Genomic DNA, 19,368 nt, shown 5'->3' with positions numbered 1-19,368 from the left:
CGTGAAACCCAGAATGGCTCGTCCACGCACAACGGCTCGCACCAGAACGCGTCCGGCGGCTTCTGCCGGACGGCCTATGGTTTTTTCGCGACGCAATTACCAACTGCTGCTGCTGGGGGTTGCGCTTGTGGTGCTGGGCTTTGCCATCATGGCCATTGAACATGAACTGGATGGTTTCTGGTCGCGCAATGTGGCCCCTATTGTGATCGTGGTCGGCTATCTGGAAGTGATCTGGGCAATTCTCTGGCGGCCACGCGCTTCTAAAACCACTCAGTAGAGCAGATAGGGTTGACGTTGCTGCTGAAACGCCCTGAGATCTGCTTCCCAGGCAGCAACAATGGCTTCTGGCGAGGCGCCTGCTTTTAGCAGAGCATAGAGCCGTTCGGTGCCCGCCAGCCGGGCTAGCCAGGCTGGCCGCTGAATGAATGTCTCCCGATATGCGGGCGGAGCCTGGTGATAAAAGGCGTGCAGCAGATAGATGCCAGTAACAACCGGACGGAATTGCCGGCGGTCTGTAATGCGCAGACGTACCCCCTGCAGCCGTTCACCCTCGTAGCGAGGATGCGGAGCGCCCGGACGAGGCTGCGGCACGAATGAAACGGGCTCAAAACGGACGCCTGGCAACTGGTGGGCGTTGAGCGTGTCAGCCAGCGCTCGGGCGTTGGCCCAGCGCGTACCTACTTGCAGGAAAGGTGCATCCGTACCTCGTCCTTCGCTGCCGTCGACTGCTTCAAAAAAGACGGTCCCCGGGTACGCTAGAGCCGCCTCAAACGAAGGAAGGTTAGGGCTGGGCGAGCGCCAGGGGAGCTGGGTGTCGGGCCATTGCATAGCACGCTGCCATCCCTCCATCGGCACCACGATCAGTTCCAGATGCTCCAGCCCAGGCAACAACTGTTCTCCCCGGATCAATTGAGCCAGCTCCCCAATGGTCAGGCCATAGACCAGAGGAATGGGGTAGAGGCCCACAAACGAAGTCTGGGCCGGCTCTAACACGAAGCCTGAAATCAGCTCGCCGCCGAGGGGATTGGGCCGGTCAAGCACCACAAAGGGGATACCGGCCTCCGCCGCAGCCTGCATGGCCAACCCCATGGTGGAGATGTACGTGTAGCAGCGAGCGCCTACGTCCTGAATATCGAACACCAGCACGTCGAGGTCGGCCAGCATCTCTGGCGTTGGCTTGCGCGTAGCGCCGTAGAGGCTATAAACCGGAAGCCCTGTGCGCACGTCGCGCCCGTCTCGGATTTCTTCGCCGGCGGCGGCTGTGCCCCGCAGTCCATGCTCCGGCGCAAACAGGGCCACCAGATGCACCTCAGGTTCGGCCATGAGCCGGTCGATCAAATGCATCGTATCGATGCGGGCGGTATGATTGGTAATTAGCCCGACCCGCTTGCCACGCAGTAGATCAAAATGGCGGGCTGCCAGCACCTCTGCGCCTGTGCGCACGCGTTTGGAGGGCGCTGCGGTGAAGCAGCCCGCCTGTAGCACCACTAAAGCGACAACCAGCTGCTTACCTACGATCCACCAGCTCGATGCTTGGGAAGAAGAAATGGATCTCGATCCGGGCATTTTCGACGGAGTCGGAGCCATGGACGATGTTCTGACCTTTGGATTCAGCAAATTCACGCCGGATCGTACCCTCAGCCGCTTCGGCGGGATCGGTCGCGCCGATAAGCGCCCGAAAGTCTGCCACGGCATTTTCCTTTTCCAATACCATCGGCACGCAGGGACCGCTCGACATAAACGTGGTCAGTTCTTCAAAAAACGGCCGTCCCCGATGGACCGCATAAAAACCTTCCGCCTCTTTTTTGGTCAGATGCACCATTTTCATGGCACGGATGCGAAAGCCTGCCGCCTCAATCCGGCGAATGACCTCGCCTATGAGACCACGCCGCACGCAGTCCGGCTTCAGAATGGCCAGTGTTTGTTCCATCGCTCTATATCCTGTTGATTTCCTGAGAACGCGCCCAAAGATACAGGGAATTCAGCTATTGCAAAGGAAATTGCCGGTGAAAAAACGCGTTCAAAAACCAGGTCGATAATTTTGTTGTAAGTTTGTTAAAACACATTTTGTGGTAGACAATGTTGCAACCAGGACGACCGCGCCATCAGCAGCTCAGCGACTGGCTGCGTGAGCAGATCGAGCAGGGGGTCTATAAGCCGCAGGATCGGCTGCCATCCGAGCATGAGTTGAGCAAGCGTTTTGGCGTCAGCCGCATAACCGTGCGGCGGGCCTTGCAGACGTTGGAGTACGAGGGATTGATCTATCGCTGCCAGGGGGTTGGGTCGTTTGTGCGGCGCCCGCACATTCAGCAAGGGCTGGTGCGGTTGACCGATTTCGCGGAAGACATGGCGCGTGCCGGGCTTGAAGCCCGCTCAAAAGTGGTCCACTTTGCGCCAGAAGATGCCACGGCCGAGGTGGCCGCCCGACTGGAAGTTCCAGAAGGTAGCACGGTGGTGCGGCTGGACCGGCTGCGCCTGGGCAATGGCGAACCCATTGCATTTGACCGAACCTGGCTGACTCCCTTCTACGCGCAGTTCCTGGAGGGGAAAGATCTGGAGCGTGAAACCATCTACGGCATTCTGGAAGCGCTGGACATCCCCATTGTGCGCGGTCGCTACCGCATTGAGGCGATCAATGCAACGCCTGAAGTAGCGCGCTGGTTAGAGGTGCCCTCAGGCATGGCCTTGCTGTGCATCCATCGCATCTCCTGCACAACCGGCGGAAAAGTGGTGTACTACCAGCAGCGCTACTACCGAAGTGACCGGGTTGTTTACGAACTGGTTCTGGAGCGCGATAGCCGACACCGCATTCCCCCTGCCGAAGGAATGCCGCTGCGCGAGTTTGAGCCCGTCTTTCAACCCCCCCGCAAAAAATCGTAAGCTCCCGTTGAACTTTTGGGCTTTATTTTGTAGAAGTTACCAAAAAGCCTACGGCACCGGTTGCTATGCAATACCTCCTGCCTGTGCTGACGACACCGGAAGGGGGGGACCCCGCACACGTCCCAGAAGATTTTGGGCTGTCCTACGATCCGGCCCGCTCGGCTGCTGACGTGCTAACTGATGGATTCGGACGCCGCCATACCTATCTGCGCATTTCGCTGATTGAGCACTGCAACCTGCGCTGTCGCTACTGCATGCCCGAAGAAGGGCTGGACTGGACCCCTCCGGAACATCTGTTGACCGATGAGGAGATTGTTCGGCTGGCCCGCCTTTTTGTGACGCAGGGGGTAACAAAAATCCGATTAACAGGCGGCGAGCCGTTGCTCCGAAAGGGCGTTGAGCATATTGTGGCGGAACTGGCCCGCCTGCCCGGACTCAAAACGCTGGCTATGACCACAAATGGTCTGCTTCTTCCTAAAAAACTGGAACGCTTGCAATCGGCCGGGCTAACGCAACTCAACATCAGCCTGGATACCTTGCGCCCGGAACGCTTCGAAATCCTCACGCGCCGCAAAGGCTTCGAGCAGGTAATCCGCGCTATCGACCTGGCCATTGAGCGCGGCTATCGACCCCTCAAAGTAAACTGTGTGGTGCTGCGCGGCTTTAACGACGATGAACTGCTGGACTTTGCGGCCTGGACAAAGGACCGACCCGTTGAAGTGCGTTTTATTGAATTTATGCCTTTCGATGGGAATGGCTGGAACGATGCGCAACTGGTACCAGCCGCTGAAATGCGCGCCCGCATTGAGGCGCATTATGTCCTGGAGCCCATCGCATTTGACCCCCATGGCACAGCCCGCCTGTTTCGCATTCCTGGCCATCAGGGGCGGTTGGGCTTTATTGCCTCCATGACGGAACCCTTCTGCGAAGGATGCAACCGGCTGCGGATTACGGCCGATGGCAGCCTGAAGGTATGTCTGTTTGGCCGAGCCGAGGTCAGCCTCCGGGATGCCATGCGCCAGGGAGCCAGCGACGAGGAGCTGCTGGCACTCATCAGCGCAGCCGTGGGACGCAAGCATGCGCGTCACGCCGGAATGTATAACCTGGCCCGCATGCGAAACCGCCCCATGATTACGATCGGGGGCTAAAATTTTGGTTCTCCGGACATTTCCTGTAATAACAGCTTAAATTCGGCGCGATTTGGCCGATCCCCCCGGTAGCACGGTAGATACGTACGATTGCTAAGGGGGGACTATGGCTGTTTCTTCGACATCCGCGACGCCTGGGCGGGCCTGTCCCGGCAAGCCACGGGCCCACCATCCGGCCTCACGTTACTGGTATCGCATTCGGTTTACCGAAGAAGAAGTGCGCCGGCACCGGGTCGAGGTCTTTCTACACCGCTTTGAACGGTTCTACCGGACGCTGGGCTGCCCGGAAGGCATGGTGCTGTATCGAACGCCCGGTACACATGACTACTATTTCTCCTGCGGACCTTTTGAGTATGCCGGTCGCATTTACCGGGAGTTTCCAGCCGAGCGAATGGACCACCCTCCAGAAGGAGAGTTGGAACTGGTATTTGGAGAACAGCGCTGCTGAACCGCTCTGAGCTTTTTGGAGGCGCAAACCCTCGCCTCGCCGCAGCTCTGTTGCGCACGGCGGCCTGTGCTGTCGGTGCTGATGCGTTGCAGATCGGAGGAGCCGCCTGCTACAGATTCGCCGCGTTTCTCTAAGGAGCGATTGGGCGCCTTGCTCAACCTGCTGCGGAAGGTCAAGTATCGGTCCTGCTGGACAGTAGCCCGAAATGCTCCGAAGCCCTTCTACTCGAAAGCGCAGACAACGCAGGGCATCCCCTACGCTGATCCGCCAGTCACGCTTGCCACATAGTGACCACCGTTTTCTAAATTGTCCTGTCTAATTCAGGAAGGCTAATAAGAGGACGCCAAATGAAGCAGCGCATGATTGGATGGCTGGTGGTGGCGTTGCTGCAAACGCCAACGCTCTGGGCTCAACAGATCAGCTATCCGGAAACGCCCCGGGTGCCTGTGGTTGATCATTACCACGGGGTGCTGGTACCAGACCCATATCGTTGGCTGGAAGATCTGGACAGCGAGCAAACCCGGCGGTGGATCGAAGCGCAAAATACGCTGACCTTTGCCTATCTCGACAGTATTCCACAGCGTGCCTGGATTCGCCAGCGCCTGAGAGAGCTGTGGAATTATCCTCGCTATGGCGTGCCTCAGAAAGAAGGAGGACGGTATTTCTTCTTTAAAAACGACGGCCTGCAAGATCAATCGGTGCTTTACGTGCAGGAAGGGCGCGACGGGGCACCTCGCGTGCTGATTGATCCCAATACGTTTTCCGAGGATGGCACCATCGCCCTCGCCACGCTGGCCATCAGTCCAGATGGTCGTTATGTGGTCTATGGACTCAGCGAGGCAGGTTCCGACTGGCGCACGTTCCGCATCCGCGAGGTAGAGACCGGCAAAGATCTTCCGGAAACGCTGCGATGGATCAAATTCAGCGGAGCTGCCTGGTTGCCTGACAACAGCGGCTTTTTCTACAGCCGCTACCCTGAACCAACCGATGATACGCTGGCGGCCGCCAACCGAAACCAGAAGCTATACTTTCATCGGTTAGGCACGGACCAATCCCAGGATGTGCTGATCTACGAGCGCCCGGACGATCCAGAGCTGGGGTTTAGCGCCGAAGTAACCCGCGACGGACAGTACTTGATTCTAACCGTCTGGAAAGGGACTGATACGCGTAATCGACTGTACTACAAAGACTTAAATCAACCAGATGCGCCGGTCGTGCGGTTGTTGGATGATTTTGACGCGCGCTACGAATTTGTGGGCAACACCGGGACAACATTTTTCCTTCTGACCAACCTGGAGGCCCCGAATGGCCGCCTGATCGCCATTGACATTACCCGTCCAGAACGTGCCAACTGGCGCACGATCATCCCGGAAAGCAAGGCGGTGATCCAGTCAGTAACGCTGGCCGGTGGACGTTTTGTGGTGCGGGCGCTCGAAGATGTCAAAACGCGTTTGACCGTGCACGCGTTGGACGGAACGCTTCTGGATACTATCGCACTGCCTACGCTGGGAAGCGTCTCCAGCGTAAGCGGGCGTCCGGACGATTCGGAGCTGTTTTTCAGTTTCACCAGCTTTACCTATCCGACGACCATCTTCCGACATGATCTGGAGACGGGCAGGACAACGGTCTTTCATGCACCGGAGATTGACTTCGATCCAGATCCCTACGAAGTACGGCAGGTTTTCTATCAAAGCAAGGATGGGACGCGGATTCCCATGTTTCTGGTTCATCGCAAGGGGTTGGTGCGCGACGGAACGCATCCCGTTTACCTGTACGGCTACGGTGGCTTTAACATTAGTCTCACCCCCTCGTTCAATCCGAGCAACCTGGTCTGGTTAGAGCTCGGTGGAATCTATGCCGTGGCCAATCTCCGGGGAGGGGGAGAGTACGGCGAAGCCTGGCACCGGGCGGGCATGCTCGAAAACAAGCAGAACGTGTTTGACGACTTTATTGCGGCAGCAGAATATCTCATCCGGGAAGGGTATACTTCGCCTCATCGGTTGGCTATTGGTGGAGCCAGCAACGGCGGATTGTTGACCGGGGCCGTGCTCACGCAGCGGCCGGAGCTGTTTGGAGCGGTGATTGTGCAGGTGGGCGTGCTGGATATGTTGCGCTACCACCGTTTTACGATTGGATGGGCCTGGGTGCCCGAATACGGCTCACCCGAGAACCCTGAGCATTTCCGTTTTCTGTATGCCTATTCTCCTCTGCACAACGTACGCCTGCACCGCTGCTATCCGCCGACGCTTATCATGACGGCGGACCACGATGATCGGGTGGTGCCGGCGCATTCGTACAAGTTTGCCGCCACGCTGCAACGGGCGCAGGGGTGCGCCCGGCCCATTCTGCTACGCGTTGAGACTCGGGCCGGGCACGGGGGAGGCATCCCGACCCGGAAACGAATCGAGATGGAGGCGGATAAGTGGGCTTTTCTGGTGCGAATGCTTGATTTATCCCGGATAGAAACGATGCGGTAGCGATGCGTGCATCAGGCTTCTGCCACAGTGCGGGCGGCCCGGGCCAGGGCAGGGAGAACAGAGCCGAGGGCTTTGTAGCGTGGATCAGCATTTAAGCCCCGAACAAAGCGAGCATAGAGCTGGGCTACGATGACCGTGACGCGGTAAAGCCCCAGCACATGGTAGAAGCGCACGTCTGGAAGTGGGCGGCCACGGCGGGCTGCATAGCGGGCCACCAGCTCCTCCCGCGTAGGAAAGCGCTCGTCCAGGGGCATGGTGGTCAGGGAACGAAAGATAGGAGGATCGTCTGGACGAACCCAGTAGGCCAGCAGGGCCCCGAGGTCGCTGAGCGGGTCGCCCAGAGTGCACATGTCCCAGTCGAAGACAGCAACGATACGGCCTGGATCGGTAAGCGCGAACATCACATTGTCCAGCTTATAATCATTATGCACCAGCGCCGTTTCAGCATGGGCTGGCCGGTTAGCCTGGAGCCAGGTGTAAACGGCCGCCAGGTCAGGCAAATCCATGGTGCGTGCAGCTTCCCAGCGTTTCCACCAGCCTTCGATCTGGCGTTCGAGAAAGCCTGCGGGGCGGCCTAGCTCGCCGAGACCAATGGCGCGAAAGTCGACGGCATGCAGGTCGGCCAGCGCGTCGACAAGTGCCAGGGCCATGCGGCGAGGCGCATCGGGATGTGGCTGAAATATGGCGGGCAGCTCTGTGCGTACGACCACGCCATGCCGTCGCTCCATTACAAAAAAGGGGGTGCCCACAATTTCGGGGTCGTCGCAGAAAAGGAAGGCACGGGGTGCGAGCGGATACGCCTGCCATAGACGCGAGAGCACCGTGTACTCGCGGCGCATGTCGTGGCCGCCGCGTGGCAGGGGGCCAGGTGGAGAGCGCCGCAGTACGTACTGATGGGTGCCGTAGTCAAGCAGATAAGTCAGGTTAGCGGCGCCACCGGTAAATTGCCGTACGCGCAGCGGCTGGTCGGTGCCCGGCAGCTTACCCCGCAGAAAAGCAGCAAGCCGGGCTTCATTAAAGCGAGCTTCGGGGCGGACGTCGCTCAGCTCATGGGGTTCGAGTCGAACGCTCATGGCGACAGAGACGGCTGTAGGTGGAACGGTTCGTCCAGCACCAGGGCGCGGCTTTCGGCTGGCGGTGCGCAGGCTGCCAGGGCGTTGATGTCGGTTCGGGCAAAACGCAGCGCAGCTGCGGCTGGGCGGCCGTCATGGCGCGCTAGCCCCCAGGCTGCTTGGCGTAATAGCAAGGCCAGCGCCGTAGCTCGTCCCAGCGTGAGCGCAAAGCGACGAGCGTCGGCCTGAAGCCGAGCGGGATCGGCAGCCACTCTGGTTAACCAGGTTGTGGCTGCCTGCAGCGCCGCCTGCGCTTTTCGGGCGGGCGATGCCAACGCAGCAGGCAGCGACGGTAGCCAGGTGTCAAAAGCTTCCTGCAGGGCAGTTAGGCCCTCGACCTCGTCGAGCGCGCGCAGCACATCAAGAGCCAGTATGTTGGTCGTGCCCTCCCAGATAGGAAGCACTTGCGCGTCGCGCAGCAGGGCGGGCAGTCCCGTGTCTTCAACGTAGCCGGCGCCTCCAAAAGCCTCCAGTACTTCGCTCAGCACCGTTACTGCCTGCCGGGCCGTTGTTAGCTTGGCGACCGGAGTCATCAGCCGCAATAGGGCCCGTTCACTGTCCGTCGCTATGTTGGTTTCGGCCCGGCCCATGAGTTCAGCAATCAGGAAGGACAGGTGGAAGGCGGCAGCCGTTTCAGCCTGCAGACCAGCCAGCGTATCAAGGTGAAGCGGATGTTCGATCAGGGGCTTACCGAAGGCGATTCGCCGCCGAGCATAGCTGCAGGCCAGCATGAGACCGCGTTGCATGAGTGCCGTGGCTGTGATGGCGTTCCAGGTGCGCGTGACGTTCAGCATTGGAGCGATGGCCCGCGTGCCATGCGTGAGGCCGGCCACCGGCTCTGCCGGTAGTCCTTCTAGCAGGACTTCGGCTGTAGGCAGCTTGCGCGTTCCTAGCTTGTCTTTCAGGCGCAGGATTTGAAAGCCCCGTGGTCGTCCCTGCGCGTCGCGCAGCTCAGCATAGAAGAGGGCCAGTCCCTGGCCTCCTGGAGGATTGCCCTCCGGACGGGCCAGGATAAGCGCCATCTGGGCTGTAACGGCCGAGACAAACCATTTGCGGCCATAGAGGCGCCAGGAGCCGTCCGGTGCGCGGCGTGCCACGGTCTGGCTTCGTCCGACATCTGAGCCGCCTGCCAGCTCGGTCATCCACTGACCACTGGTCCAGAAGGTCGCAGGATCCCGGCTTGTCAGGTGCGGCAGAGCCCGCTCGATCAGTTGCCGATTGCCGCTGGCGAGCAGCGTGCGAGCGGCGCCGTCGGTCATTGCCAGCGGACAGGCATAGATATCAGTTGAAGGCGCAAACAGGTAGACTTTGGCAAACTGATGAATGCGCGAAAAGGCCCCGTGCGCTTGTTCATAGGCAGTGGCGACCAGGCCGAAGCGTACAGCCAGGCGTTCAGCTTCCTGCCAGACCCGGGTCAGGCGCACTTCATCGATACGTTCGCCCCAGGGACTCCAGGGAATATGAACGGGTTCGCTGGTGCGGTCTTCAAGCTGGAGACGGTAAAGCGGTCCGCCAGCGAGGGCGCCCAGCTCCTGCAGTTCGGGTTCGAGGTCGCGCAGCACCTCAGGAGGAAGAACGCGCGCGAGGTAGCCGCGCAGCATCGGGTCGGTTTCATAGGTGTTGTCGAGGACAGGCGGCTCCTGCACAAACATAGGCGGCAAGTCAGGTTTCCAGATAGCGGCGTAGCTCCAAACGCGCGACCAGGTCGCGATGCACCTCGTCCGGACCGTCGTAGATGCGAGCAGCGCGTTCGTGGCGGTACCAGAAGGCCAGAATAGTGTCGTCGGTCATACCCAGCGCGCCATGCACCTGCAGCGCTCGGTCGAGCACGCGTTGCAGCACACCCGCCACGTAAAACTTGAGCAGTGAAATATCGACACGTGCGGCATGAGTGCCCGCTTGTTCGATTTTCTCGGCAGTGGCCAGGATAAGGTGGCGAGCGGCTTCAATTTCAGCCCGACTGTCGGCAATGGCATGCCGGACTACCTGCTGATCGGCCAGGGGCTGTCCCGGCGCCAGCTCCCGGCGCAGCGCATAACGACACATCAGGGCCAGTGCGCGTTCGCAAATGCCAATCCAGCGCATGGCATGATGAATCCGGCCCGGGCCTAACCGCTCCTGCGCCAGCGCAAAGCCTGCGCCTTCGGGCCCCAGCCGGTAGCTTAGAGGGACGCGGCAACGTTCAAAGCGCACTTCGGAGTGGCTTAGCCATCCCTCGCCCAGCTCGCCCATGACAGGCAGCCGACGCACATGCAAAAAACCCGGTGTATCGGTAGGAACGATGAGCAGACTGGCCCGCTCATGAGGGCGCTCGGCCTCCGGATTGGTGATGGCCATCACAATGGCGAAGGCTGCATCCTCAGCACCTGTAACGAACCACTTGTGGCCGTCAAGAATATAGTAATCTCCTTCGCGGCGGGCTGTGGTGCTGAGCCAGACGGGGTTGGAACCGGCATGCTCTGGCTCCGTCATGGCAAAACAGCTGCGTATTTCGCCCCGTACCAGGGGCTGGAGAAAGCGCTCCTGCTGCTCCGGCGTACCATGGGCCAGCAGCAGCTCCATATTCCCGATGTCGGGTGCCTGGCAGTTGAACAGGTAATGGCCCAGCGGCGTGCGGCCCAGACGCTCGCTCAGATGAGCGAATTCCGTAAGCGACAATCCCATGCCGCCCAGGTGCTGGGGGAGCGGAGGACACCACCAGCCGCGGGCCTTTACTTCGGCGCGTAGTTGCTCCAGTTCCTCGCGCAGCGCCCCTAATCCTTTGCGCAACAGGCGCTGCTCCAGCGGGTATACCCGCGATTCAAGAAAGGATTGCACCTCGTCCAGTAAGGTGTTCGGTAAGACCTGCGTATTCATGACAGCTTCATGGGTGAATAACCAATCAGTAAACCTCCGTCAATGGGAAGGGCTGTGCCTGTCATATAGTTAGAGGCTTCCGAGGCCAGAAACAGCGCCAGGCCGATCAGCTCATCAGGTTCAGCCATGCGGCGCTGGGGAATTTGCTGCACGATGGTGTCGTGCAGGGTTGGGGTTTCCCAGAGCACGCGACTAAAACGCGTCCGGATGAAGCCCGGCACGATTGCGTTGACCTGGATATTGTCGGAAGCCAGTTCAGCGGCCAGCACTTCGGTCAGCATGAGCACGGCCGCTTTGGTAACGCAGTAGACGCCCATGCCGGGTTGAGGGCGCTTCCCTGCAATGGAGGCAATGTTGATGATTTTGCCTCCACCTCGGCGTTTCATGTGGGGATGGCAGGCGCGGGCTGTGTAAAAATAGCCCTTGACGTTTACCTCAAAGGTTTTGTCCCAGTGCGACGGTTCGGCCGTCAAAATCGGGCCAAAGTGCGGATTGGTCGCCGCGTTGTTAACCAGAATGTCGATGCCGCCAAAGGTCTCAACAGCTCGGGCAACCAGAGCATCTACCTCCTCGGGGTGGCCGACATGGGTGGGAATGGCCAGGACTTCGCCGCCCTGTTTACGGATTACTTCGGCCACAGCCTCAAGCGCTTCGGCCTTACGAGCAGCTAGGACGACGCGGGCGCCGGCAGCCGCGTACGCTTCGGCAATAGCTCGTCCAATGCCGCGGCTTGCGCCGGTGATCAGGGCTACTTTGTCCTTCAGGTTGGTTGTAAATGAATTGCGGTGTTCGCTCATTGTCTGTCAGGCGTGGTTGGTTGGCTGAAGCGCAATCTCAGGCCAATGGTTGGCCCATGGACGAGCCGCCTCGTAACAGGCTGCGGCCCGCAGAACGGTAGCTTCGTCAAAGCGTCGACCGACAAGTTGCAGACCGACGGGTAATCCCTCCTGCGTAAAACCAGCCGGCACGCTGGCGGCCGGGTGTCCGGTCAAGTTGAATGGAAACGTAAAGAATGGTTCTAGAGGACTTTCGACCGGGTGGCCTGCCACTTCGGTAGGACCGAATTCACCCGAGCGATGAGGAGGAGCCGCCATAACCGGCAAAAGCCAGAGATCGTATTGTTGCAAGAAGGCTTCCACCCGATCATAAAGTTGTAGCCGGGTAAATTCGGCGCGAGCTACGTCGCGGGATGAAAGGTGATCGGCATAAGGTAGAAAGACGGCCAGCATGGGATCCAGGTGCGCTGCAAAGTCTGGAGGCAGGTCGCGTTCAAGCTGGGCAACCATGCGGGGGACGATAATGCCCAGGAACGCTTCCGCAGGAAAGTCCAACCGCGGAGAAGCTTCTTCGACGTAACAACCCAGGTCTTCAAAGGTGCGAGCGGCCGTCTCGCAGAGCGTTTTCACTTCGGGATCGATGCGGCCATAGCCTGGGGTAGGGCTCCAGGCCACTCGCAGGCCCTGCACGTCGCCTTCGCAGGAAGCCAGAAACGAAGGGACAGGGCCGGGCAGGCTGTAGGGATCGCGGGCATCTGGCCCGGCCATGATGTCCAGCAGGACGGCCGCGTCGCGCACGGTTCGGGCAAGAGGGCCTTCGTGGTTCAGCGTGGCCCAGCTATCCTGGCGGGGCCAGAAAGGCACGCGTCCGAACTGCGGTTTAAGTCCGAACACGCCGCAACAGGAGGCAGGCACGCGAATCGAGCCCCCACCATCGTTGCCGTGAGCAAGAGGGCCTAGGCCGGCCGCTACCTGGGCGGCTGCTCCTCCCGAAGAGCCGCCCGGGCTGTGCGACAGCTTCCAGGGATTGCGTGTGGCGCCAAACAGACGATTCTCGGTGTCGAATTTGCCACCGAATTCCGGCGTGTTGGTTTTGCCCAGAATGGGGAGTCCAGCCCGGCGCAGCCGCTCAACGAGCACGGCATCGACGGTGGGCACGTGGTTGCGCAGCAGCACCGAGCCGTACGTGGTCCGCAGACCTTTCGTTTCCGTCAGATCCTTGATCGTGACGGGCACTCCGGCCAGCGGCGAAAGGGATTCGCCACGGTCCAACTGTTCATCCACAGCCTGGGCAGCCGCCAGAGCACCTTCCGGGTCCAGCGTGACAAGCGCGTTAAGGGTAGGATTTAGCGCGGCGATGCGCTCTAGAAAATGCTCGACCACTTCGACGGCACGCAGCTCTCGGCGGGCAATCAACTGGCCCAGTTCGAGTGCGGAGTGTTGCCACAGTTCCATGATTCAGCTTCCGGTAAATACGGGGGGACGTTTTTCCAGGAAGGCCTGGACCCCTTCGCGGTGGTCGTTGCTCAGGATGCACTGTTGCTGAAGGAGCGCTTCATAGGCAACGGCCTCACGCAAGGAAGCGGTAAGTGCATAGTGCAGGGCTGTTTTGGTCAGGCCCAGGGCTAGCGTGGGACGGGCCGCCAGCTCATGGGCCCAGCGACGCGCTTCTTCCTGGAGTCGGTCTGCTGGCACCACCCGGTTGGCCAGTCCCCACGAAAGACAACGGCTGGCCGGGATGCGCTGCCCTTCGGCTGCCATTTCAAAGGCGCGTGCATAGCCCACCAGGCGCACCAGTAGAAACGTGGCCCCCATGTCGGGGACCAGGCCGATGTTGCTAAAAGCCAGCATCAGGCTTGCGTTGTCGGCCATGATGCGCAGGTCGCAGGCCAGCGCCAGCGAGCATCCGGCCCCGGCCGCGGTGCCATTGATAGCGCCCAGGATGGGTTTTTCGATCGACGTTATCAGTTCAACCAGAGGGCCGTAGACCTGCAGCAAGTGCTGGCGCACGAAGGCCGGTGAGGGGTTGGCCTGAAAGGCGTCCAGATCGGCACCTGAGCAGAAGTCAGGTCCCGCACCGGTCAGCACGATGGCGCGGATATCTGGATCGTCTCGCACGTGCAGCAGCGCGTTGTGCAGCGCCTTTTCCAGAGTGCGATTGAGCGCATTGCGTCGTTCGGGTCGGTTCAACGTTAACACAGCCACCGGCCCGTCGCGTTCAAGGAGCAGCGTTTCGTGCATTGTTACCTGCATGGGCGATTGAGAGGGATTGCGCGAGTGAACACTTGTTCAATATACTATGTGCGTTCCATGAAGAAAAGACCTTCGGAAAGATGCAGCTTGTAACAGGAGGGTCCCTCAAGGGGAAAGTATTGTTCATTACCGGCGCGAGTCGCGGTATTGGCAAAGCGATCGCGCTGCGGGCTGCGCGCGATGGGGCGCGCATCGTGATTGCAGCTAAGACGGTAGAGCCCCACCCGAAACTGCCGGGCACTATTTACACAGCAGCCGAAGAAATTCGGGCAGTCGGGGGAGAGGCGTTGCCGCTTCCGGTCGATGTGCGCTTTGAGGATCAGATCCAGGAGGCTGTTGAAAAAGCCGTTGCCCACTTTGGGGGAATCGACATCCTGGTGAACAATGCCAGTGCAATCTATCTGGCAGGCACCCTTGAAACGCCCATGAAGCGTTTTGATCTGATGCATCAGGTGAACGTGCGCGCAACGTTTGCCTGCTCGCAGGCCTGCCTGCCGCATCTGATGAAGGCGGAAAACCCGCATATTCTGGTATTGTCGCCGCCGCTCAAGCTAGAGCCGCGGTGGTTTGCGCCGCATCTGGCCTATACGCTTTCGAAATATGGCATGTCGATGTGCGTGCTGGGAATGGCCGAGGAATTTCGCGAGGCCGGGGTGGCGGTCAATGCGCTATGGCCGCGCACGACGATTGCAACGGCCGCCGTGCGTAATCTGCTGGGCGGCGAAGAGATGGTGCGGCGCTCCCGCAAGCCTGAGATTATGGCCGATGCAGCGCATGTTATTCTGACGCAACCCAGTCGCCAGTGCACCGGGCAGTTCTTCATCGACGAGGACGTGCTGCGCCAGGTAGGCGTGACAGATTTCACGCCGTATGCGGTTGATCCCTCCATCGGGGAATTGACGCCCGATCTTTTTGTCTGAACAGTTAATGGTCCCATCCAAATGGGTTTGCGCAAAAGTGAACGATCGTTTATTTTATGGTGAAGCTTTGTTAAAATCTCTTTCATTCTGTGAAAAATTGCCATGCGCATTTACAAGAGTCCTTTTGCCGACGTTCCGATTCCGGAGATTTCGCTGCCGGAGATGGTCTTCCAGCGGGTGGATACGCATCCGGACAAGCCGGCGCTCATTGAGGGGATGACAGGGCGCACGCTGAGCTACGCGCAGCTTCGCGCGCGGGCGCAGGCCTTTGCGGCCGGTCTGGCTGCCCGGGGGTTTCGGAAAGGAGATGTGCTGGCCATCTACAGCCCCAACTTGCCAGAGTATGCCGTTGTGTTCTATGGGGTGGCGATGGCCGGTGGTATTGTCACCACTGTCAATCCGCTTTATACTGTTGATGAGCTGGCGCATCAACTGGAGGATTCCGGAGCCCGGTTGCTGGTAACATTCCCGATGTTTCTGGAAAACGCGCGGGCAGCCGCCGAACGTGCGGGCGTAGAGGAGGTGATTGTCATTGGTGAGGCTGAGGGGGCTACGCCGCTGGCTGCGCTGTTGCAGACCAGCGCCGAGCCACCGGCTGTGGAAATTCAACCGCGCGAGGATCTGGTGGTGTTGCCGTATTCAAGTGGCACCACGGGACGGCCCAAGGGCGTCATGCTCACGCACTATAACCTGGTGGCGAATATTGCTCAGACAATGGCCGTCGAGCAATTCGAAGAGGACGAGGTGCTTATTGGCATTTTGCCGTTTTACCACATATACGGCATGACAGTCATTATGAGCATGGCGCTCCATGCTGGATGTACGGTAGTCACCATGCCGCGCTTCGATCTGGAGCAGTTTCTAGAGCTGCTCCAACGCTATCGGATTACAACCGCCTTTCTGGTGCCTCCCATTATCCTGGCGCTGGCGAAGCATCCGCTGGTGGATCAGTATGACCTGTCCAGTCTGCGCTACGTCAACTCCGGGGCAGCTCCTCTGCCGGAGCCGGTGGCGCGCCAGTGTGCAGAGCGACTGAACGTCATCGTGCGTCAGGGATACGGCATGACGGAGACAAGTCCCGTAACGCATTTCTTGCCGCGCGGCTATCCCATCAAGCTTTCGTCGGTGGGCGTGGCGGTGCCGAATACGGAGTTCCGCATTGTGGATGTGGCGACCCATGAAGATGTGCCGGAAGGAGAGACAGGCGAGCTGTGGATTCGGGGACCTCAGGTGATGAAGGGCTACTGGAAAAATCCGCAGGCGACGCGCGACACGATTGACGACGAGGGATGGTTGCACACCGGCGATGTTGCCCGCATCGACGCGGACGGCTACCTGTACATTGTGGACCGGGTAAAAGAGCTCATCAAGTACAAAGGCTATCAGGTAGCACCGGCCGAGCTGGAGGAGATTCTGCAGGGCCATCCGGCGGTGGCCGACGTGGCGGTGGTGCCAAGCCCCGATGAAGAGGCGGGCGAGGTTCCCAAGGCCTATGTAGTGCTCAAGCCTGGCATGCAGGCAACCGCTGAGGAATTAATGGCCTATGTAGCCGAACGGGTAGCGCCGTACAAAAAGATTCGCCGCGTGGCGTTCGTGGAGGAAATCCCCAAGACGCTGTCAGGCAAAATCCTGCGACGGGAACTGGTGCGGCGCGAGCGGGAGGCTGCGGGATTGGCGTAAAGCCTCTTGTCCTGATTAAACCGTCTTATAACACCCCGAGGAGTGAACACCGTTAACCAACCGTGGATGACAACAATGACCTACGTGCTTATGCGTAGCTGGCTATTGCTAGCCCTGGTGTTTTTGCCTGGACTGGCTGCCGCGCAATCGACGGCCACGATTCAAGGGCAGGTGACGGATGCCGAAAATGGTGATCCCTTGCCGGGCGCCAACGTAGTCCTCTATCGTCCAGGTGAAACTACGGTCTTTCGGGGTACGGCAGCCGATGTTTCAGGAAACTATCGGTTAGAAAATCTGCCGGCCGGTACCTATGAGGTAGTTGCCCGCTTTGTGGGCTATGAAGATGCCCGGCAAACGGTTACGCTGACAGCCGGGGCTACGGTAACCGTTAACCTGGCCCTGACGCCCGTTGAACTGGGGTTGAACCCCGTGGTGGTAACGGCCTCTCGTCGGCAGGAGAAAGTGCTGGAGTCGCCAGCGTCCATTTCGGTATTAGACGCGCGAGAGCTGGAGCAAACGGCCACGCACGCTACGGTGGCCTCTTTGCGGTACGTTCCCGGCGTAGACATTGCGCAATCCAGCCTGAATCGTTTCCAGGTATCGCTGCGGGGGTTCAACTCTGTCTTCGTTGCCAAAACGTATGCCCTGGTGGATTACCGGCAGGCCACCACGCCTAGCCTGGCTATTAATGCCTTTTCCGCTATGCCTATTGCGCCGATTGACCTGGCCCGGGTTGAAGTGGTTCGAGGGCCTAACTCGGCGCTTTATGGTGCGGGTGTGGAGCAAGGCGTAATCCACTTCATCACAAAAGACCCACTGACTTATCCAGGTACGTCGGTCATGATTGGTGGAGGCGAGCGCTCAATCATTCAGGGGGCGCTTCGCCACGCAGGCGTCATCAATGATCGGCTGGGTTACAAAATTGTAGGTTACTACAGCCAGGGACAGGACTGGCGCCTGGATCCGGACGATCCAACAGATCGGGAGCTGCTCAATGCCATTCATCCCCGCTGGGGAGGACGCGATTACGACACCTGGCAGGGCTATGTCTACGGCACCTTGCAGTACCAACTGAATCCTCAGACCACGTTAACGGCCAGTGGCGGATACTCCTCCATCAAGCAAATTACACTGGCCAACACAGGCGAAAACGTGCTGGATAATTTCTCGACCTACTTTGCCCAGCTTCGGCTGCAGGCCGGTGGATTCTTCGGGCAGGTGTTTTACACGCAAAATGACGACGGCAACACGCACTTTGTGCGAAGCCCTGTCTATGTCTACGAAAAATCTTTTCTCATGAGCGCGCAGGCGCAGTACAGCTTCAGTGTGCTGGACGATCGCCAGCGCTTTGTCATAGGCGCCGACTACCGTCGGACGGTGCCCCGTACGGGCGGGACTATCCACGGCCGTTTCGAAGGACGGGATGAAACCAATGAGGTCGGCGGGTACGTCCAGTCGGAAACGCGTCTGGGCGACGCGCTCGACATCGTCCTGGCAGGACGCCTGGACTATGATGATGTGATTCAGAAAACGCAGTTCTCGCCGCGCGTGGCATTTGTCTTTAAGCCTTCTTCTACGCACAGCTTCCGCACCACCTATAACCGCGCGTTTACCACACCGCCGGGCGTGAACCTCTTCCTGGATCTCTTTATCGAAGATCGCGGACCCTTTGGCATACGGGGGGTAGGGGCCGTCGATGGCTGGACGTTCCCAAGCCAGGTGCAGACCTCTAGCTTCATTCCGGGCATCCGGGCCTGGCCTGGCGTCGGCATTCCGCTGGCCGTAGCTTATCAGGCGGTAACCGCTGGGCTGGCAGCCCAGGGCGCGCTTCCAGGCCCCCTGGTGGCGTTCCTGCAAAGCAAAGCCAGTCAGATTCAGGGCTTTTCGTCAGGACTGATGGTCACTCCTGACGGGGCCGTGCTTACCAGCCTGGAAGATGTACCCGCTGCGCGTCAGACGATCACCAACTCGTATGAACTGGGGTATAAAGGGCTGTTTGCCAACAAGCTGCTGGTAATGGTCGATCTGTACTACACCCGTAAGAAAAACTTTATTAGCGAGCTGCAGCCCTTTACCCCGCTCGTGGTGACGCCTGGCGTGGCCAACGATCTGGCCGCGGCCATTATGGATGCCTTTACGGATGATGAACTGGCTGCCTATGGGCTGGACCGGCAGACCCTGGCCGGTATCTATCAGCAGGCTGCCGCTGCCCTGGCCGCGAATCCCATTGGGCTTATTGAGCCGGTCGAAAACTTCGATCCGAATCGAAAGCCTGAACTGCTGCTTACCTACGTAAACTTTGGAGACGTGGACTATTATGGCGTTGACGTAGCCGTGCAATGGACGCCAGATGCGCGGTGGAATCTATTTGCCAACTTCTCATGGGTCAGCGATAACTTCTTTGACGATGAGGAGCTGGGCGAACCCGGCACTGGACGCGAGATCTCAATGAACGCACCGCGCTACAAAGTGGGAGGTGGAGTAACGTACACCGCTCCTTCGGGGCTGTCAATTAACCTGGCCGGGCGTTACGTAGATAAGTTTGAGGTGCGCTCGGGTATCTTCAGAGGTACGGTTGAGAGCTACTTCCTGCTTGATCTGGGAGTAGGCTATGACCTGAGCCGCCTGGCGCCTGGCCTGCGCATTGACATACTGGCGCAAAACCTGCTCAATAACAAGCATCGCGAATATATCGGCGCGCCCAAGATGGGACGGCTGATTACGACGCGCCTGACCTACACCGTAGGAGGATACTAAACCACAGGTTCCCGGCCGGCAGGGTTCGGAGCCCTGGCCTCCGGACCCTGCCGGATATCGG

At 59.5% G+C, this 19,368-nt stretch carries 17 protein-coding genes; 9 read left to right on the top strand and 8 right to left on the bottom strand.

All coding sequences use genetic code 11. The features are described 5' to 3' along the window. Nucleotides 1-76: 76 nt before the first annotated feature. The gene (locus BUA15_RS02710; protein WP_072714595.1) at nt 77-277 is read left to right on the top strand and encodes a DUF3098 domain-containing protein; all 201 of its coding nucleotides are present in this window, start codon (nt 77-79) and stop codon (nt 275-277) included. Here the strand turns inward: BUA15_RS02710 and BUA15_RS02705 are convergent. Next, entirely contained in the window at nt 271-1,443 is a 1,173-nt protein-coding gene (locus BUA15_RS02705; RefSeq protein ID WP_245771895.1) for an exo-beta-N-acetylmuramidase NamZ family protein, read from the bottom strand. The genes BUA15_RS02710 and BUA15_RS02705 overlap by 7 nt on opposite strands. 64 nt (nt 1,444-1,507) lie before the next feature. After that, on the bottom strand, nt 1,508-1,930 hold the full coding sequence (gene ndk / locus BUA15_RS02700) for a nucleoside-diphosphate kinase (protein WP_072714400.1): 423 nt from the start codon (nt 1,928-1,930) through the stop codon (nt 1,508-1,510). Nucleotides 1,931-2,079: 149 nt separating this feature from the next. Here ndk and BUA15_RS02695 point away from each other — a divergent pair, with 149 nt between their 5' ends. The 5 genes from BUA15_RS02695 (at nt 2,080) to BUA15_RS02680 (ending at nt 6,953) form a co-directional block, all read left to right on the top strand. Beyond that, on the top strand, nt 2,080-2,880 hold the full coding sequence (locus BUA15_RS02695) for a GntR family transcriptional regulator (protein WP_072714399.1): 801 nt from the start codon (nt 2,080-2,082) through the stop codon (nt 2,878-2,880). A 65-nt stretch (nt 2,881-2,945) separates the two neighbouring features. Next, nucleotides 2,946-4,028: a GTP 3',8-cyclase MoaA gene (gene moaA / locus BUA15_RS02690; RefSeq protein ID WP_084660499.1), complete on the top strand. Its 1,083-nt coding sequence runs from the start codon at nt 2,946-2,948 to the stop codon at nt 4,026-4,028. Nucleotides 4,029-4,134: 106 nt separating this feature from the next. Beyond that, nucleotides 4,135-4,476, top strand: a complete 342-nt coding sequence (locus BUA15_RS02685) for a hypothetical protein (protein WP_072714398.1) — start codon at nt 4,135-4,137, stop codon at nt 4,474-4,476. An 81-nt stretch (nt 4,477-4,557) separates the two neighbouring features. Next, the gene (locus BUA15_RS13575; protein ID WP_143149548.1) at nt 4,558-4,764 is read left to right on the top strand and encodes a hypothetical protein; all 207 of its coding nucleotides are present in this window, start codon (nt 4,558-4,560) and stop codon (nt 4,762-4,764) included. A 71-nt stretch (nt 4,765-4,835) separates the two neighbouring features. Further along, on the top strand, nt 4,836-6,953 hold the full coding sequence (locus BUA15_RS02680) for a prolyl oligopeptidase family serine peptidase (RefSeq protein ID WP_072714593.1): 2,118 nt from the start codon (nt 4,836-4,838) through the stop codon (nt 6,951-6,953). 11 nt (nt 6,954-6,964) lie between these two features. Here BUA15_RS02680 and BUA15_RS02675 read toward each other — a convergent pair whose 3' ends face one another. From BUA15_RS02675 to BUA15_RS02650, 6 genes are read right to left on the bottom strand one after another with little or no spacing between them, the layout of a single operon-like run. Continuing rightward, on the bottom strand, nt 6,965-8,026 hold the full coding sequence (locus BUA15_RS02675) for a phosphotransferase family protein (protein ID WP_072714397.1): 1,062 nt from the start codon (nt 8,024-8,026) through the stop codon (nt 6,965-6,967). Continuing rightward, entirely contained in the window at nt 8,023-9,717 is a 1,695-nt protein-coding gene (locus tag BUA15_RS02670; RefSeq protein ID WP_072714396.1) for an acyl-CoA dehydrogenase family protein, read from the bottom strand. The genes BUA15_RS02675 and BUA15_RS02670 overlap by 4 nt, the downstream gene beginning before the upstream one ends. Nucleotides 9,718-9,727: 10 nt before the next feature. Further along, on the bottom strand, nt 9,728-10,921 hold the full coding sequence (locus BUA15_RS02665) for an acyl-CoA dehydrogenase family protein (RefSeq protein WP_072714395.1): 1,194 nt from the start codon (nt 10,919-10,921) through the stop codon (nt 9,728-9,730). Further along, a complete protein-coding gene (locus tag BUA15_RS02660) occupies nt 10,918-11,718 on the bottom strand; it encodes an SDR family NAD(P)-dependent oxidoreductase (protein WP_072714394.1) in 801 nt (266 codons plus the stop codon). The genes BUA15_RS02665 and BUA15_RS02660 overlap by 4 nt, the downstream gene beginning before the upstream one ends. A 6-nt stretch (nt 11,719-11,724) precedes the next feature. Continuing rightward, nucleotides 11,725-13,152: an amidase gene (locus BUA15_RS02655; protein WP_072714393.1), complete on the bottom strand. Its 1,428-nt coding sequence runs from the start codon at nt 13,150-13,152 to the stop codon at nt 11,725-11,727. Nucleotides 13,153-13,155: 3 nt separating this feature from the next. Further along, nucleotides 13,156-13,950, bottom strand: coding sequence for an enoyl-CoA hydratase/isomerase family protein (locus BUA15_RS02650; RefSeq protein WP_072714392.1), 795 nt, complete (start codon nt 13,948-13,950; stop codon nt 13,156-13,158). 80 nt (nt 13,951-14,030) lie between these two features. Between BUA15_RS02650 and BUA15_RS02645 the strand changes: the two genes are divergently transcribed. From BUA15_RS02645 to BUA15_RS02635, 3 genes are all read left to right on the top strand, one after another. After that, the gene (locus BUA15_RS02645) at nt 14,031-14,870 is read left to right on the top strand and encodes an SDR family oxidoreductase (protein ID WP_072714391.1); all 840 of its coding nucleotides are present in this window, start codon (nt 14,031-14,033) and stop codon (nt 14,868-14,870) included. A gap of 102 nt (nt 14,871-14,972) precedes the next feature. Then, a complete protein-coding gene (locus BUA15_RS02640; protein ID WP_072714390.1) occupies nt 14,973-16,550 on the top strand; it encodes a 4-coumarate--CoA ligase family protein in 1,578 nt (525 codons plus the stop codon). Nucleotides 16,551-16,625: 75 nt separating this feature from the next. Further along, entirely contained in the window at nt 16,626-19,307 is a 2,682-nt protein-coding gene (locus BUA15_RS02635) for a TonB-dependent receptor (protein ID WP_072714389.1), read from the top strand. The last annotated feature ends 61 nt before the right edge of the window (nt 19,308-19,368 follow it).

Source organism: Rhodothermus profundi, assembly GCF_900142415.1.
GTDB lineage: Bacteria > Bacteroidota > Rhodothermia > Rhodothermales > Rhodothermaceae > Rhodothermus > Rhodothermus profundi.
This window is presented reverse-complemented; position numbering and strand designations above follow the sequence as displayed.